General features: G+C 62.2%; 18 protein-coding genes. 4 read left to right on the top strand and 14 right to left on the bottom strand.

The features are described from left to right. Positions 1-281: 281 nt before the first annotated feature. Both VB618_RS14195 and VB618_RS14190 read right to left on the bottom strand, forming a co-directional pair. A complete protein-coding gene (locus VB618_RS14195; RefSeq protein WP_329797358.1) occupies positions 282-590 on the bottom strand; it encodes a hypothetical protein in 309 nt (102 codons plus the stop codon). A gap of 214 nt (positions 591-804) precedes the next feature. Continuing rightward, positions 805-978 (bottom strand): hypothetical protein, encoded by a 174-nt coding sequence (locus VB618_RS14190; protein WP_329797357.1) that lies wholly within the window; start codon positions 976-978, stop codon positions 805-807. Between the two features lie 421 nt (positions 979-1399). On the opposite strand from VB618_RS14190, the gene VB618_RS14185 reads away from it, so the two are divergent. Next, the gene (locus VB618_RS14185) at positions 1400-1567 is read left to right on the top strand and encodes a hypothetical protein (RefSeq protein WP_329797356.1); all 168 of its coding nucleotides are present in this window, start codon (positions 1400-1402) and stop codon (positions 1565-1567) included. A gap of 77 nt (positions 1568-1644) precedes the next feature. Here the strand turns inward: VB618_RS14185 and VB618_RS14180 are convergent, their stop codons facing one another. The 4 genes from VB618_RS14180 to VB618_RS14165 form a co-directional block, all read right to left on the bottom strand. Further along, positions 1645-2352 (bottom strand): outer membrane protein, encoded by a 708-nt coding sequence (locus tag VB618_RS14180; RefSeq protein WP_329797355.1) that lies wholly within the window; start codon positions 2350-2352, stop codon positions 1645-1647. 314 nt (positions 2353-2666) lie between these two features. Then, entirely contained in the window at positions 2667-3092 is a 426-nt protein-coding gene (locus VB618_RS14175; RefSeq protein ID WP_329797354.1) for an NUDIX hydrolase, read from the bottom strand. 61 nt (positions 3093-3153) lie between these two features. Next, positions 3154-3657 (bottom strand): hypothetical protein, encoded by a 504-nt coding sequence (locus VB618_RS14170; RefSeq protein WP_329797353.1) that lies wholly within the window; start codon positions 3655-3657, stop codon positions 3154-3156. Between the two features lie 33 nt (positions 3658-3690). After that, entirely contained in the window at positions 3691-4071 is a 381-nt protein-coding gene (locus VB618_RS14165; RefSeq protein WP_329797352.1) for a phasin, read from the bottom strand. A 200-nt stretch (positions 4072-4271) separates the two neighbouring features. Here VB618_RS14165 and VB618_RS14160 point away from each other — a divergent pair, with 200 nt between their 5' ends. From VB618_RS14160 to VB618_RS14150, 3 genes are all read left to right on the top strand, one after another. After that, positions 4272-6974 carry a PAS domain-containing sensor histidine kinase gene (locus VB618_RS14160; RefSeq protein ID WP_329797351.1) on the top strand — a complete coding sequence of 901 codons (2703 nt, stop codon included), beginning with the start codon at positions 4272-4274 and terminating at the stop codon, positions 6972-6974. Continuing rightward, positions 6974-7432, top strand: coding sequence for a GNAT family N-acetyltransferase (locus VB618_RS14155; protein WP_329797350.1), 459 nt, complete (start codon positions 6974-6976; stop codon positions 7430-7432). The genes VB618_RS14160 and VB618_RS14155 overlap by 1 nt, the downstream gene beginning before the upstream one ends. A 150-nt stretch (positions 7433-7582) precedes the next feature. Beyond that, positions 7583-10306 carry a bifunctional acetate--CoA ligase family protein/GNAT family N-acetyltransferase gene (locus VB618_RS14150; RefSeq protein ID WP_329797348.1) on the top strand — a complete coding sequence of 908 codons (2724 nt, stop codon included), beginning with the start codon at positions 7583-7585 and terminating at the stop codon, positions 10304-10306. Between the two features lie 58 nt (positions 10307-10364). On the opposite strand, the gene bfr is transcribed toward VB618_RS14150, so the two are convergent. The 8 genes from bfr to VB618_RS14110 all read right to left on the bottom strand — a co-directional run bounded on the left by bfr (position 10365) and on the right by VB618_RS14110 (position 15878). Further along, positions 10365-10850: a bacterioferritin gene (bfr, locus tag VB618_RS14145; RefSeq protein ID WP_329797347.1), complete on the bottom strand. Its 486-nt coding sequence runs from the start codon at positions 10848-10850 to the stop codon at positions 10365-10367. An 81-nt stretch (positions 10851-10931) separates the two neighbouring features. Further along, a complete protein-coding gene (locus VB618_RS14140) occupies positions 10932-11189 on the bottom strand; it encodes a (2Fe-2S)-binding protein (protein ID WP_329797346.1) in 258 nt (85 codons plus the stop codon). Between the two features lie 118 nt (positions 11190-11307). After that, positions 11308-11877, bottom strand: a complete 570-nt coding sequence (locus VB618_RS14135; protein WP_329797345.1) for a putative glycolipid-binding domain-containing protein — start codon at positions 11875-11877, stop codon at positions 11308-11310. Between the two features lie 72 nt (positions 11878-11949). Continuing rightward, positions 11950-12525 (bottom strand): hypothetical protein, encoded by a 576-nt coding sequence (locus VB618_RS14130; RefSeq protein WP_329797344.1) that lies wholly within the window; start codon positions 12523-12525, stop codon positions 11950-11952. Between the two features lie 58 nt (positions 12526-12583). Further along, a complete protein-coding gene (locus VB618_RS14125; protein ID WP_329797343.1) occupies positions 12584-13255 on the bottom strand; it encodes a LutC/YkgG family protein in 672 nt (223 codons plus the stop codon). Then, positions 13252-14685, bottom strand: a complete 1434-nt coding sequence (locus tag VB618_RS14120; RefSeq protein ID WP_329797342.1) for a LutB/LldF family L-lactate oxidation iron-sulfur protein — start codon at positions 14683-14685, stop codon at positions 13252-13254. The genes VB618_RS14125 and VB618_RS14120 overlap by 4 nt, the downstream gene beginning before the upstream one ends. Before the next feature lie 9 nt (positions 14686-14694). Then, the gene (locus tag VB618_RS14115; RefSeq protein ID WP_329797341.1) at positions 14695-15492 is read right to left on the bottom strand and encodes a (Fe-S)-binding protein; all 798 of its coding nucleotides are present in this window, start codon (positions 15490-15492) and stop codon (positions 14695-14697) included. Beyond that, positions 15489-15878: a c-type cytochrome gene (locus VB618_RS14110; RefSeq protein ID WP_329797340.1), complete on the bottom strand. Its 390-nt coding sequence runs from the start codon at positions 15876-15878 to the stop codon at positions 15489-15491. Before VB618_RS14110 ends, VB618_RS14115 begins: the two co-directional genes overlap by 4 nt. Between the last annotated feature and the right edge of the window lie 98 nt (positions 15879-15976).

Genomic DNA, 15976 nt, shown 5'->3' with positions numbered 1-15976 from the left:
GACAAGGCCATGAGAATATTGCAATTCCTACGGACCTACCGCCGATAAAACTGAATCGATGTAGAAAACCGGTGCGGCAACGCGTAATCAAAGTCGTCTGCATCGCACGTTGGCGGACTCAATGAATCGATAAAGGCCCAACACAACCTCATCACTCACACTGAGGTTGTGTTGGGCCTCTTCGCCTGCCTCTGACGGCACACAGAATAGGCTTGGACGTCTCGGCAGAACAGCGGGCCTCATGCCCGCCGTGCCGTGAGCGAAAGTGATAGCAGCTGTGCTCAGCGCGCAGCGGTCATTCCGGCGGCTTCCGGAACAGGGCTCTTAGTGAGCGTAATCTTGTTTGCGCCTCGGTCGCACGAAACGGTGACGAAACCGTCTGAGGCGTGGATGCGAGCCGTCACGACATCGCTCGTGTTGACGAGCTTGACAGGTTCCTCATCCATCTCCTGCGCAGCCTCGCTGATGATGGACAGGCATTCTCCGAACGGCATCGACGCAATCCGGGTATCAGGGGACTGAGCCTGAGCAGCCCCGAGAACTGCCATGCCGAAAGTGCCAGCCAAGATTATCGTCAGAAGGGAGCGCATTGACCTATTCTCCAACACCCGGAAGATCATCACGCCCGAGTCTTGCCCGCTGTGCTCTATCGCACAGGAGGGGAACGTGCCTCGGCATAGGCCGTTCCTCGCCGTCAATGTCGCAGGGGATGTCCACCAGTCGGCATGAATCCTATCCTGCCACCGTTAGCAGAGATTGAATCTTGGCCCTGAAAAGCTGAGCCGCCTCATCCTTGGCAAAGCTTCAGCCGCTCGATTCCTTCTGATTTCCAAGGATCTGGCGCCCGCGCCGCTCCGCCTGCTCCAAGGCCTCGGCAAGAAGACGCCGGCTCTGCACCAGCGCCTGCTCGTCAGGAACGGTGAGGCTCAAGGCAGAGAGAATTTTGTCCGCTTCTGTTTCGTGGCGCGTGTCTGGCATGGGGTATTCTCTTTTCCAAGCTCTGCCGGTGGAACTGCCAAACGTCACCTCAGGTTCCAGGCTGATTCCGAGCACCCTTTTCAGAGGTCGAATACCTCGGCCTCAAAAGAGCCAACCTTGACCCTTAGGCCGCTTGAAATGCATCGGTGACCCTTGCCAGCCTCCAGGAATTGTAAGACACTTACATCCATTAAGCAGAGTTCTCATGATTGCAGATACACGAGCCTCATTCCGGGGCCGTGACGAGTATCGTTTTGCGTATGGCCACACCTGCCGCCGGGCCCGTTCGTGGCGGGCCCATCCGATTGACGTTCATCCGATTGCGCGTTCAGACATGATTCATCGCCACATTGGCAGTCATAATTTCATGACATGCCGCCACCCAGATCCCTTGAAGGATGCCCTCGATCTTGAGAATCGCGTGAGGTCCTTGAGAGCCTTGCTCGAGTTGCAGCGCTGGCAGATCGAAGTGCTCAGTGACAGGCTCTACTCATCCGATCCGGGTGGGATCGCCGCCAAGCGGCTGCTGGCCCTCAAGCGAAGCGAGGCGGAGAGCCTCCAGGCGCCCAAAGCTGTCAACGATCCCTGATGCAGTTGCCAGCCAACACAAAACGAAAAGGCCCGGTGCTGTCACCGGGCCTTCGTGTTTCGAGAAACGGTGGGCGATCAGTTGAACTTGTAGTTCACGCCGGCACGCAGCACGCCGAATTCCGCATCGCGGTTGATGTTGACGCGGCCGCCGCGGTCGAAATTGTCCTTGGTGTCGATGTCCACATAGAGGCCTTCGACCTTGGCGGTGAAGTTGTTGGTGATCGCATATTCGACACCGCCGCCGATGGTCCAGCCCCAGTTGATCTCATCGCCGGAATGGTGGCCGAGGAGCGGATCGCTGCCCCTGTTGCCGCCGATGTCGCCATAGGCAAAGCCGCCCGTGCCGTACACCAGAGCGCGGTCGAAGGCCACGCCGGCGCGGGCCCGGATGGTGCCGAAGAAGCCGCCCGAGTCGCCCGGATAGTAGGTCGTGCCGTAGGAAGCGCCCTTGTTGCCGACAGCGGCGTACTGGAGGTCCGTCTCCACGCCTGCCACGAACATGCCGAACTGATAATTGTAGCCGGCCTGCGCACCACCCACGAAGCCGCCGCGGCGTCGGCCGGAAACGTTGCCGAAGGCCGGATCGTAGAAGCGGCTGTCGCCCATGTTCCAGGCATAACCCGCGTTCAGGCCCGCATAGAAGCCGGTCCATGTGAAGACCGGAAGCGCATTGTAGGCGGGGGCAGGGGAGTAGCGGGACGGAAGATCGGCCGCCTGGGCGCTCAACGACGCAAGGCCGAGAGCCGCTGTGGCAGCGAGCAGTCCAAGAGCAGATTTACGCATGATTGTATTCCGTACTTGTGAGCCAGAAATCGCTAGGCATCAATTGCCTGTCGCTGAGGTCATAAGAGGATATGAGAGAATGTTGCAATATGTTTGAATGTAACCATTCTCAATATGATTGACGCTTTATGAAAATTTACTCTTCATCAACCATGATGCGGAGGCGCGGATTGAGATCAGCTGGCGATTATGTGCATATTGGAGGGCGACGTTAGGCCTTCCAGCCTCAAGTTAAGAGACAACAACTTGGCCTCATCCGAACAGGGGTGAGGCCTTTTTCTTAAACTGAGATGTTGTTTGTTTGACAGCTGGAATCAGTTCAACCCGAGGGCCTGAGCACGCCTAGCGATCACGTCCACATCTGCGCTCATGGCAAGCCTGTCCTGTTCAAGGTCGATCACCGGAAACCAACCGGCCTCGAGCGCATCGTCGCCTGCGGCAGGTTCTCCGGAGATCCAGCGGCAACGAACAGCAATCAGGATGTAATGCTGGTGGATCGCTCCCGAAGGATCCGGCACCAGGATGTCGAGCGTGGTGATGATGTCCTGGGCCTCAGCATGAACGCCCGTCTCCTCCAGGAGCTCCCGGGTGGCTGCCGCCCGGACCGTCTCGCCGAATTCGATCTTCCCGCCGGGGAAACCCCACAGCCCCGCATCGGGCGGATTGGCCCGGCGGACCAGCAGGGTCCGATCCTCATGGATAACCACGGCAATGACGGCTGGAACGGGTGATGTAGACATGAAAAAGGCTCGGCCGATGTGGCCGAGCCTTAGCGCATGATCATGCAGTGGGATAGGCTAGTTAGCGCCCCGGCCGTTGAAAGGCCGATTGCAGAGGCTCAAGGCTTTTGGTGAACCAGAGAGCCGTGGACTCTGCGACGTCCTTCCACTGGGCGGAAGCCGCCTCGTAGGCTTGGCGGGTCGCCTGGCTGTGCGCCTTGAGGACCTCGGGCAGAGGAGCCGGGCTGATTGCCGAGCGCCAGAGGTCGAGAGCCGCGCTGCTCTGGACCGTCAGGGCGCCGATGATCTTGCCGTTGACCTCCAGGGCGCCTTGTGCGGACGCCGTCACGGCCTCGCCGACGGCTTGGCGGAAGGCATCGCTCTGCTTCTTCGCCGAGGAGAAGAGTGCCTCAGGCGCGACAGGCTTCACCTCGGGCGCCTTCGCCTGCGTCACGGGCTTTGCAGCCGGGACCGCCTCCAAGACCGTTGCGGCTCGAACGGCCGCCAACTCGATGAGATCGGCCTTCGGCTCGGGGCTGACGGCCTTCGTTGCACTCTTGACTCTTGGCTTCTTCGCTTCCGCCATCGTGAGGTCCTCGCGGGGCTGTTGGAGAGTGTCTTACTTCTTGGAGCCCGGCTGCTTCATGGCCGATTGCGCCATGGAGCCGAATTCCTTCATCTGAGCCTGCATCGCCTCGAACTGGCTGCGTACGAACTCAGCCTGGATCTGCATCACTTCCTGCATGTCCTTGGCGCGAACCATCCTCTGGGCGAGGTCGAAGGCCGCGTTCAGGTTCTGCTCGGTGTAGGTGAAGGTCTTGCGGGCGGCATCGCGGGCGCTGGTCTGAACCGTAGTGGCCGAGCCTTCGAAAGTGTCGGCCGTCTTCTGAGCCGCGCTCATGAAGCCGTCGATCGCCTTGCGGGCCTGCTCGACGCTCTTCTCGGCGAAGTCGCGCATCTCCGGGGGGATCTCATAACCTTGGGGCTGGTTCGCTGCCATGACATGCTCCTTGTTGTAAGGCATTTGTGCAGTGCAATATCACATTGTGCGCTGCAAAATCAACTCCATTGTGCCTTGCGTTATTAAGGTTACCTCAAAGTAAACGGATTCAAGGGTTCCGCCTTGCATGCTTGGCCGCAGATATTAGTCTAGAAGCTCAACCAGAAGAGTTTCAATGATATTCCTCATAAGGACCGTTGATGACGGGTGGTCCCGATCCCTTTGAAATGTTGATCGCGCGGCTTGCCGCCGAGCCGGACCTTGGTCTGCTCGCCGAGCCAGGCGCGGTCGTGTTCATATGGGATCGGACAGGTGAGAGGCTGCTCTGGACATCACCGGGCACTGAGGGATTGAGGCATGCCTTTGCCGAGGGCTTCGAACGGGTAACCGGCGATGCCCGCACCCGTGAGCGCATCAAGTCCCTCGCCGGCGGCCTTGCCCCACGCGGGGGCGTTCGGATGGAGCGTCTGAGGCTCGATCCAGCTCGCCCTTGGCTTCCGGTTGCCTGTGCCTGCCGCTTGGCGGCCTTGGACAATGGCGAAGCCGTGCTGGTGACGGCATTCACTGGATCGGTGAACAGGGCCGGGCGCCCTCGCGCTCCTCAAGCCGCCGACGATAATTCACTGGCTCGGAAACAGGCCCCTGAAATCTCCGGCGATGCTGCTCCCAAGGCGGACCAGCCCCGCGGCACGATCCGCTTCGTCTGGCAGGCGGATGCGCAGACCCGTTTCACGGAGGTCTCGCCGGAACTCGCCCAAGCTGTCGGACCCGATGCGGCCAATATCGTCGGGCGGACCTGGGATGAGGTGGCCCGTTCGGTCGTCGAGGATCCAGATGGCGCCGTTGCAGACCTGTTTGCACGCCAGGATACCTGGAGCGGACGAACTGTTTTCTGGAATATCGACAACGCTCCCCTGCAGGTGCCTGTCGACTGGGCCGGTATGCCTGTCTTCAGCACGGACCGGGGACTGACCGGCTTCCGGGGCTTCGGACTGCTGCGCATGGATGCGGCGCGCGAGCGGACGGATATCGACGAGATCCCAAGCGATGTGGGGAGCAGCCGGGAGGATCTGATCGCGCAAAGCCTTGTCCCTGATGATACCTTCCCGTTCCGTCCGCCAGAGGAGATGCCCTCGCAGGAGCCAGAGGACGAGAGCGAGGTGCCCGATGAGGACAACTGGTTCACCAATCTTCGTGAGCAGGTAGCAGAAGCTCTCTCCAGCACCGCTCCGCCGGAACCTGCGCCGCAACGCAAGCTCGCCGAAAGACAGTCTCCGGGATCGACCCTTTCCGATACCGAGCGAAACGCCTTTCGAGAAATTGCCCGGGCGCTCGGCGCCCGGTTGGAGGACGTGGCATCTCAGGACAAGACCCCGGATCAGACTGGCGGTTCCGAAGAGACCGAACCGGCTGCCGAGAGAGACGCTCCTCCCAGGCCAGCCGTGCCTCCGGTTAGCAGCGACCCCATCCTCGACCGGCTGCCGATCGGCATCCTGATCCATCGTGGTGAGCACATTGTCTTCGCCAACCGCTTCCTGCTTGATCTCACCGGTTATGAGACTGTTGAGCAGATCCGGGTCGATGGCGGCCTGGTGCATCTGTTTCGCGGCTCTCCTGCGCTCGGCGGTTCGGGTGAGGAGGACACATCTCTTGCGCTGACGACCCGCAGCGACGAGAACATCGCCGTCACATTGCGTGCCTCGCCGGCCGAATGGGATGGAGGCGAAGCGGACCTTCTGGTGATCCGCAGAGCCTCCAATGTCGATCTTCATTCGCATCCGTCACAGAACAGCCGAGTCCACGAGCTGGAGGCGATCCTCGATACGGCAACCGATGGCGTGATCGTGCTCAACGAGACGGGGCGCATCCTCTCCCTTAACCGTTCCGCCGAGGCGCTCTTCGGCTATGACGAGCGGGCAGTCGCGGGCGACGCGATCACGGTGCTGCTGGCGCCCGAGAGCCACATCGTCGCCCTTGATTACCTTGAGCGCCTGCGCTCGCCCGGTGTCGGCAGCCTGCTGAACGATGGGCGTGAGGTGCTCGGTCGGGAGCGTCAGGGCGGATCCATCCCGCTCTTCATGACCATGGGCCACCTCGGCGATGGTCCAGAGCGGCGGTTCTGCGCGGTGTTGCGCGACATCACCGCCTTCAAGAAGACCGAAGGCGAGCTGATCGGCGCCAAACATGCAGCCGAGGAAGCAAGCGCGCAGAAATCCGATCTTCTGGCCAAGATCAGCCATGAGATCCGCACGCCTTTGAACGCCATTCTGGGGTTCGCCGAAGTCATGCTCGAGGAACGCTTCGGCCCGGTCGGCAACGACCGCTACAAGGAATATCTGAAGGACGTTCACGCCTCCGGCTCCCACGTAATCAGCCTCGTGAACGATCTTCTGGATCTTGCAAAGATCGAGGCAGGGCGTCTGGAGCTTTCTTTCACCGGCGTAAGCCTGAACGACCTCGTTGCCACCTGTGTGTCCCTGCTTCAGCCGCAGGCCGCCCGTGACCGCATCGTCATGCGCATGAGCTTCGCGCCCAAGCTGCCGCCCGTCGTGGCTGACGAGCGCTCCATGCGCCAGATCGTGCTCAACCTCGTGTCGAACGCCATCAAGTTCACCGATGCGGGCGGGCAGGTGATCGTCTCCACGGCTATGACGGACCGCGGCGAAGTGGCCTTCCGGGTGCGCGACACCGGCATCGGCATGACGCCCGAGGAGGTCGAGGCTGCTCTCGAACCGTTCCGCCAACTCGCCACCTCGCGCAAGCGCGGCGGAACCGGTCTCGGCCTACCCCTCACCAAGGCGCTCGTCGAAGCGAACCGAGGTGCGCTGCAGATCTCCAGCCGGCCCAGCGAGGGAACCCTCGTCGAGGTGATCTTCCCGCCGACGCGGGTTTGGGCCGAATAGTGCGCAGCTTCGTTCTTCGGCGCGCCGCCCGCGCCGACATGGAGGCGGTCGCCCGGTTGCATCGCCACGTGCGCAAAGCCTGCCTCCCATATCTGCCCGAGCTTCACACGCCGCAGCAGGATCTGGCATTCTTCGAGCAGCACGTCTTTCCAGCCTCCACGATCTGGTTGGCCGAGGATGAGGGCCAGGTGATCGGATTTGCAGTCTTCAAGCAGGACTGGCTCGATCATCTCTATGTCGATCCGGCTTGGCACAGCCGCGGGGTGGGAACGGCCCTTCTGACGACTGTCCGGCAGGACGCGGCGGAGCTGAACCTTTGGACGTTCCAGGAGAATGGGCAGGCGCGCCGCTTCTATGAGCGCCACGGCTTCAGGGCGGTCGAGCTGACTGATGGCTCCGGAAACGAGGAACGCACCCCGGATGCGCTTTATCGCTGGACGCGCAATCAAGCCGGGTAGGGCGGTGATCCATCGCCTTCACGAGACTGACACTCGCTCGTGATCCTGTGCGATCGATCAAAGCCGCCGTGTGACTTGCGGTTATAGCCAGGCGCAATAGGTTCTGGTGGGCTGCTCCGCCCCGAGATGTCCACGAGACGAAGGATCCTCATGTCTACCTATCGCCTCGACAAGCTGCTCGCCCCACGCTCCATCGCGGTTGTCGGTGCAAGCCCGCGCCCGGGCTCCCTCGGCCTGACCTTTCTGCGCAATCTCATTGCCGGCGGGTTTGAGGGAGACATCGCGTCCGTCAACCCGCACCATGTGGAGATCGAGGGGAGAGCGTGTTTCCCGTCCCTGACCGAGCTTCCGGAGGCCCCCGACCTCGTGGTTGTCGCAGTGCCGCCGGAGAGGGTGCCCGGCGTGATCGAAGAGGCTGGGCGTGTCGGCGTGAGCGTAGCCATTATCGCGACAGCCGGGCTGGGCTATGGCGAAAGCTCCTTGAGCGAGCAGGTTCGGCTCGCGGCGCGCGCCCATGGGCTGCGCATCGTCGGACCCAACTGCATCGGCGTGCTTAGCCCCCGGGCCAAGATGAATGCGAGCTTCGCGGCCCACAGCGCCAAGCCCGGCGATCTGGCGCTCGTCTCCCAGTCGGGTGCGGTGGCGGCAGGCCTCGTCGAGTGGGCAGCGCAGAGGAATGTGGGTTTCTCGGCCATCGTATCGCTCGGCGACAAGATTGACGTCGACTTCAGCGACTGCCTCGACTTCTTCTCCGCCGACAGCGGCACGCGGGCGATCCTTCTCTACATCGAGTCCATCGACAACGCGAAGAAGTTCATGTCCGCGGCCCGTGCCGCGGCGCGCGTGAAGCCGGTGGTGGTCATCAAGGCTGGACGGCATGCGCAAGGGGCCAAAGCCGCCGCAACGCATACAGGTGCGCTGGCGGGTGCTGACGCGGTCTATGACGCAGCCTTCCGCCGGGCCGGTCTGTTGCGCGTGCTCGACCTCGACCAACTTTTTGCGGCGGCGGAGACGCTGGGCCGTCAGAAGCCTTTCCCGGGCAATCGCCTCGCCCTTCTCACCAATGGCGGCGGCATCGGCGTGCTGGCGGTGGACCGCCTCATCGATCTCGGCGGAACACTGGCCGCCATCTCGGAGACAACCCGCAATTCGCTCGATGCCATCCTGCCGCCGACTTGGTCGAAGGGGAACCCAATCGACATCATAGGCGATGCAAAGCCGGAGCGTTATGCGGGAGCGCTGGAGGCGCTGCTGGCTGATCCGGAGAACGATGCCATTCTCATCCTGAACGTGCCGACGGCCGTGGCCGGCGCTTCGGACGTGGCCTCCACTGTCGTGAACGTGGTCAAGAAGGATCGGGCGAAAGGCTACCGCCAGAAGCCGGTTTTTGCCGCCTGGATCGGGGAGGATCCGGATTCGGCCCGCGTGTTCGAGGAGGCGCGCATTCCGCATTTTGCCACGGAGGCCGATGCGGTACGCGGCTTCATGCAGCTCGTGCGCTACCGCGAGGCGCAGAACCAGCTGATGGAAACGCCCGACGACCTTCCGGGCGATTTCGCGCCGGATACGGAAGCGGCCCGCGCTATCGTCGAGCACGTGGTCGCGCAGAACCGCCGCTGGCTCGATCCCATCGAGGTGAATGCGCTGCTCAAGGCCTATGACATTCCCACTGCGCCGGTCATGCTTGCGACGACACCGGAGGAGGCCGCAGAAGCCGCACGCCCGATCATTGCGGAGGGCGGTACGGTGGCGGTCAAAATTCTCTCGCCCGACATCGTGCACAAGTCCGACATCGGCGGCGTGAAGCTCGATCTCACCACCGAGGAGGCGGTGCAAAGGGCTGCCGCCGACATCTTCGAGCGCGCGGCGCGCCTGAAGCCGGGCGCGCATGTCACGGGCGTCACGGTGCAGCCGATGGTACGCAGAACCAAGGCCCGCGAGCTGATCATGGGCATTGCCGATGATCCATCCTTCGGCCCGGTCGTGCTCTTCGGGCGCGGCGGCACGGCCGTGGAGGTCATCAACGACAAGGCACTGGCCCTGCCGCCCCTCGATTTGAAGCTCGCCCACGATCTCATCGCACGCACCCGCGTGTCGCGCCGCCTCAAGGCCTACCGCGACGTTCCGGCGGCCGACGAGGGGGTGATTGCCTTGAGCCTCGTGAAGCTCGCCCAGATGGCGGCCGACCTGCCCGAAATCCGCGAGCTCGACATCAACCCGCTGCTCGCCGACGAGACCGGCGTGATCGTGGTCGATGCCCGCGTGGCGGTTGCGCCCGAGACCCGCAAGGGCAGTGGCCATCCGCGCTTTGCTGTGCGGCCGTACCCGAAGGAATGGGAGCGCACCATCGAGCTGCGCAACGGCACAAACGCCTTCGTGCGGCCCGTGCGGCCGGAGGACGAGGACGAGTTCCGGCGCTTCTTCGAGAAGATCACGCCGGAGGACCTGCGCCTGCGCTTCTTCGCGCCCGTTCGCGACTTCAGCCACACCTTCCTGGCGCGCCTGACGCAGCTCGACTATGCCCGCGCCATCGCCTTCGTGGCGTTCGATGGGGAGACGGGCGAGATGATGGGCGCTGTGCGCCTCCATGCGGATGCGAACCACGAAACCGGGGAGTATGGCATCCTGCTCCGCTCGGACCTGAAGGGGCTCGGCCTTGGCTGGGAGCTGATGCGGCTCATGATCGAATGGGCGAAGGTGGAGGGCCTGCGCGAGGTCGAGGGGCAGGTGTTGCGCGAGAACTCCACCATGCTCGACATGTGCCGCAGCCTCGGCTTCTCGATCCGGATCGATCCGGACGATCCGGAACTGCGCCTCGTGACCCTGCCGATCGCCTCGATCGAGGAGCCGGGCAAGCTCGCAAAGTCGACCTGAAAAGCAAAAGGCCCGCCATGGAGCGGGCCTCATCCTACATCCGTACGATACGAAATCGTCAGTGGTCGTCGTCGAGCCCGCCGATATGCTTCTGGGCATAGAGCTCGATGCCGATCTGCTCGACGAGATTGATCTGGGTTTCGAGGAAGTCGATATGGCCTTCCTCGTCCGTCATCAGCTCTTCGAACAGGTTCTTCGAAACCCGGTCGCCGATGCTGTCGCAATAGGCCGCCGCCTCGCCGTAGAGGTTGCGGGCTTCGTATTCCGCCGCGAGGTCGGATTCGAGGATCTCCTGGATGTTCTGGCCGATGCGCAGGGGATCGAGCACCTGCAGGTTGGCAAAGCCTTCGAGGAAGATGATGCGCTCGATGAAGCGATCCGCGTGGTGCATCTCCTCGATGGATTCCTTGCGCCAAGTCTTCGCAAGCTCCTTGTAGCCCCAATCGTCCAGGAGCCGGTAATGCAGCCAGTACTGGTTGACCGCCGTCAGCTCGCTGCGCAGGCCGCGATTGAGATACTCGATTACCTTGGGATCACCCTTCATTCTAACCCTCTCGTCCAAACGGCGCCGATGCGCCGGACCATTCCTTAGAGGATTTATGAACTAGGGTAAAAGCCCCTTTGTTCAAAGGGTGGGTTCGGCAGCCGCTTTTTCAAGGGTCGTCGGGCAGCAGCCGCGCTGGCAGGCGGCAATAGGCTCCACGCCCGCCGCGGTCAGGGCTTGGTCCATGATGGCGCGGATCGTCCGGGCGCAGCGCCCGCAATTGGGGCTGCAGCCAAGGCAGCGATAGACCTGCGCCGGGGTGCGGGGACATTCTGGACCCGGCTTGAGGCAGGCTTTGACATCACCGTCGGAGAGGATGTTGCAGGAGCAGACGATCATTTGTTGTTCTAGTTTAGAATGACTAAAAACTACTTGCGATTTCAAAGACTTAACTGAAAAAGGAGATAGGCGCCAGCGCTATCTCCTGTGCCCAGATGTCACGGTTGGGAAAGTCGGGTCAGCCCAGGCGCTTGAACAATCCGGGATAGTCGAGCACGAAACCGTCCTCATCGACGGGCAAATCAGCAGTGAACCCGTCTTCCAGGCTCTCGAAGCGATAAAGCGAGCCTGCCTCAAGCGCGGTATAGCGCTGGTTCGAGGCAAAGACGGTCAGATCGGGCACGGTGATGTAGCAGAGGCGGATCTCCATGCTCTTGCCGGTCTCCAGACCAAGGCGCCGGATGGGGAGAGTGTTGGTGAGCGGTGTCGCCTGGACATCGATGTCAATGCAGCCCTGGAGCGCCGGCTGGTCCTTGCCGTTCTCCTGCCAGTGCCCCTGGCCATCGCTTTCAAGGTGAAGAGCGTGACCAGTAGTGGTTGTGAGGCGGACCTCCCTGGTTCGCCACAGGGCATCGAGCTTGAGGCGATAGGAGAGACCGAACTGGGTCTCATCCTCCCGGGCGATCACCACGCCGGAGATATCAAGCCCACCATCGGCGGGCCGGATGTCCACATGCTCCAGCCCCGCCTCGCAGCCGTCCCAGGCCGACCAGCGGATGGTGCGGAAGATCAGCGTCGGGATGGACATGCCGGGGCTCCAGGTCATCACAACAAGGGACTGCATTCTGCATGGAGCAAGACCTCCGAGATAGACCACTCGTTAGTCTGTCTCCCCGTCTTTCAGGGACGCGGCTTCATCGGATATTCGCATGGCTGCGGCCGTTCCATTCAAGGCAATAAACACAGACACACACAGCATAATTACAAAAGATAGGTTCGGATGGATCAGAACCTCTAAGAAGCGATCCATGATGTCCGATAGAACGTCGAAAGACGGAAAGCCTTCTGTCACGGTTATAGAGAGTATTTCCAATAACCGTGCCATGGCGGTGCTGAATGCATAAACGCTGAACAGAGTTCCTAACGTGACAAGCGAGGCTCCGACGCGAGTGGTGGTTCTCAGGTAATACTTTGAAACGATTGTTGAGCCGACTAAGAGGGAAGCTATGTAGAGGCTCGGGAGCGCGCGTGTGAAATAGCCATGGAGCTGATCCACATAAGTAGGGCCTGAGCCCCATCGCAGCAGATTGATGAACAATGAAAGCGTGACGATGCCAGCATTCATGCCGGCAAAAAGGGTCGCGATACGATAGCCTCTGTTCCGGCTCAGAAATGGAAGGCCAACGATCAGGGGGCTGACAACAACGAATCCCCCAAGCCAGTACAAATATGCCAACGGACTCTTCTCCGATTGAGAGAAGAGATATGTATTAACGTTTTGTATGTGTCAGTGCTTAGTCGCACATCAGGATCACATGCAGCCGCCTTGGTCCATGAGCACCCAGCAGCAGCGTCTGCTCGATGTCGCCTGAGCGGGACGGGCCGGTGATCCAGTTCACCGTTCTTGGCATGCTGCCCTTGCCATAGGCGAAGCGCACCCGGTTCCAGACGGATTCGTAATCGCCTGCGATGTCCTTGGCCGAGACCACGATGATGTGGTTGTCGGGCAGGAAATTGAGGGTGGAGGGGTTGTCCGCGCTTGAGACCATCGCGAGCGTACCGGACTCGGCGATGCCCCCGAAGGCATGGCTCACCGCATTGAGATCGCGGCCTTCGCTCGGCCCGTGGGCGATCTCGAGGGTGGTGTCGGACCAAGGCATGGCGTTGAGGCGCGGATCGTCGCCCATGCGCAAGCTGGCCGGAAGGTTGTGGTTGCGCAGGAAGAGCGCGATAGATTGCGGCACTTCCGATGCGGAGGCGACTTCCGTCACCGTCGCCAGCGAGGTCTCGACCATGGTCTTGAACAGGGCGATCCGCTCCTCGCCGGAAACCTGCCCGCGCTGGGGGATCACGCCCCGGGGCGAGCGCTCCAGCCGGTCGGCCACGATCTGCTGCCGGATCGTCTCGCTGCCCTTCACGCCGAGCGAGCGGCGGATGTTGCCGAAGATGTCGTCGCGGGCACTCATGCACGGGCTCCCTTGCGCTCGCGCTTCCAGCGCTGCTGGAACGTCTCGCCCTGCGGGGCAGGGAAGTCGCGGTACTTGGTCCAGCCCTTCGCCATCGGCAGCCAACTGAAGCGGCCGCGCTGGCGGCCTGCCAGAGCGAGAGCGCCCATAGCCGCGCGGGTCGCGAACCGGTAGAGAGCCGGGCGCTTGGCGAAGAAGCCCCAGAGCTGGAGGCCCGAACGCACGGTGGCGGGCGTCAGGTGCCGCTCGAACTCCCGCTCGCGCCAGTGGCGCATGAGCTTGGGCAGCGGAATGCGCACCGGACACACGCTCTCGCAGCGTCCGCAGAAGGTGGAGGCATTGGGCAGGTGACCGGCCTTGTCGACGCCGATCAGCGATGGCGTAAGCACGGCGCCCATGGGGCCGGGATAGACCCAGCCATAAGCGTGCCCGCCGACCGCGTGATACACCGGGCAATGGTTCATGCAGGCGCCGCAGCGGATGCAGCGCAGCATCTCCTCGAAAGCCGTGCCGAGCATGGACGAGCGGCCATTGTCGAGGATGATGATGTGATAGTTCTCCGGCCCGTCCGCATCCTGGCTGCGGCGGGGGCCGGTGGAGAAGGTGGTGTAGACCGACATCTCCTGGCCCGTGGCCGAGCGGGCGAGCACGCGCAGGAGCTGGCTCACATCTTCGAGCGTCGGCACGAGCTTCTCGATGGAGGCGAGCACGATATGGGTCTTCGGCAGGATCTGCGTGAGATCGCCGTTGCCCTCGTTGGTGACGATGATCGAGGTGCCGGTCTCGGCCACCAGGAAGTTGGCGCCGGTGATGCCCACATCGGCCGCGAGGAAACGCTCGCGCAGCACGGCGCGCGCTTCGGTGAGGAGTTGCACGGGCTCGGAGAGATCGCGCTTGGCATCAAGATGCGTATGGACGCGCCGGAAATCCTCCTCCACCTGGGTGGCGTTGAGATGAACGGCGGGTGCGATGATGTGGCTCGGCAGCTCGTTGCGGAGCTGAATGATGTATTCGCCGAGATCCGTCTCGACGGGCGTGATGCCGTTTGCCTCCAGGTGATGGTTGATCCCGATTTCCTCGGAGATCATGGACTTGCCCTTCGTGACCGTTTTGGCACCTGCCTCGCGGCAGATCTCTAAGATGATGTCACGGGCCTCCTGCGCATCGCGGGCGAAATGCACGTGCCCGCCGGACGCCTTCACCTTCTCCTCGTAGGCCTCGAGGTAAAGATCGAGATGCTCCAGGGTGTGGTTCTTGATGTCGCGGGCGGAGTCCCGCAGCGCCTCGAATTCCGGCAGCTTGTCGGCGGCCATCTGGCGCTTGTCGATGAAGCCCTGCTTCACGTTGCCGAGCGCCTTCTGCAGCTGAACGTCGTTCAGCGCCCGCGCGGCATTCTGCTTGAACTGGGGAGAGGTGGAATGAACGAGCATGAATGATTTCTACTTGATTGCCGCATTTTTTGCAGCACCGATTGGCGGCTCGTCGGTCATGCCAGCCAAAACCTCCGCCACATGACGCACCTGGATGGGCCTGCCGTCACGGCTCAGCTTGCCGGCCATGTTCATGAGGCAGCCGAGATCGCCAGCGAGCAAGGTCGGAGCGTGGGACTCTTCGATGTTCTTGGCCTTGGCCTCCACAATGGCCCCGGAGATGTCGCTGTACTTGACCGCGAAGGTGCCGCCGAAGCCGCAGCACACATCGCTGTCCTTCAACTCGACCAGGGTGAGGCCTTCGACGCTCGCCAGCAGCCTGCGCGGCTGGGTTTTCACACCGAGTTCGCGAAGCCCCGAGCAGGAATCGTGGTAGGTCACGGCGCCGTCGAAGGAAGCTTCGACCTTCGTGACGCCGAGCACATCGACCAGGAAGCTCGTGAGCTCATGAGTCTTGGCCGCCAGGGCATCGGCCTTGGCGCGCCAATTCGGATCCTCCTCGAAGAGTTCCGGGTAATGCGCCTTGATCATGCCGGCGCAGGAGCCGGAGGGCGCGACCACGTAGTCGTAGCCCTGGAAGGCCTCGATCAGCCGCATCGCCAGATCCCGCGTGGTGCCCCGGTCGCCCGAGTTGTACGCCGGCTGACCGCAGCAGGTCTGAACCGGTGCGTCGACAATGCAGCCGGCATCCTCGAGGAGCTTGACGGCCGCGAAGCCTACGGAGGGGCGCATCAGGTCGACGAGGCAGGTGACGAAGAGACCCACCCGGGGTTTTGCCGGGCGGGCTGGAGACGACGTGGCGCTCATTGGGTGGCCTTCTGGCCCTTCGCGTTGAACTGCTTGAGATAGGCGACGAGATCGTTGATGCGCTGCTCGTCCTTGAGGCCGGCATAGACCATCTTGGTGCCGGGGATCTTGGCGCGCGGGTTCTGGATGTATTCCCGGAAGACCGCTTCATCCCAGGTGATGCCGGAATTCTTGTTGGCCGGGGAGTAGGTGTAGCCTTCGACCGACCCGGCCGGACGCCCAAAAATACCATTCAGCACCGGTCCAACGGCGTTCTTGGCAGTCTCACCGACCTGGTGGCAGGCGCGGCACTGGGTAAACACCTTCTCGCCGGCGGCCGCGTCCTGAGCCTGGGCCTGACCGAACCCAACGAGGAGGAGGGCGGCGGATAGAACGAAGGAACGCATCAAAAACTCCTTTGCGGGACACCTGTCCCATCTTAGAGAGATTCTACATTATTGGAAAAAGCTCTCGGTGAAAGCTACCTTCTTGTTAAGGTAGACAT

It is taken from the genome of Microvirga sp. CF3062 (assembly GCF_036314045.1).
Classification (GTDB): Bacteria; Pseudomonadota; Alphaproteobacteria; order Rhizobiales; family Beijerinckiaceae; genus Microvirga.
This window is presented reverse-complemented; position numbering and strand designations above follow the sequence as displayed.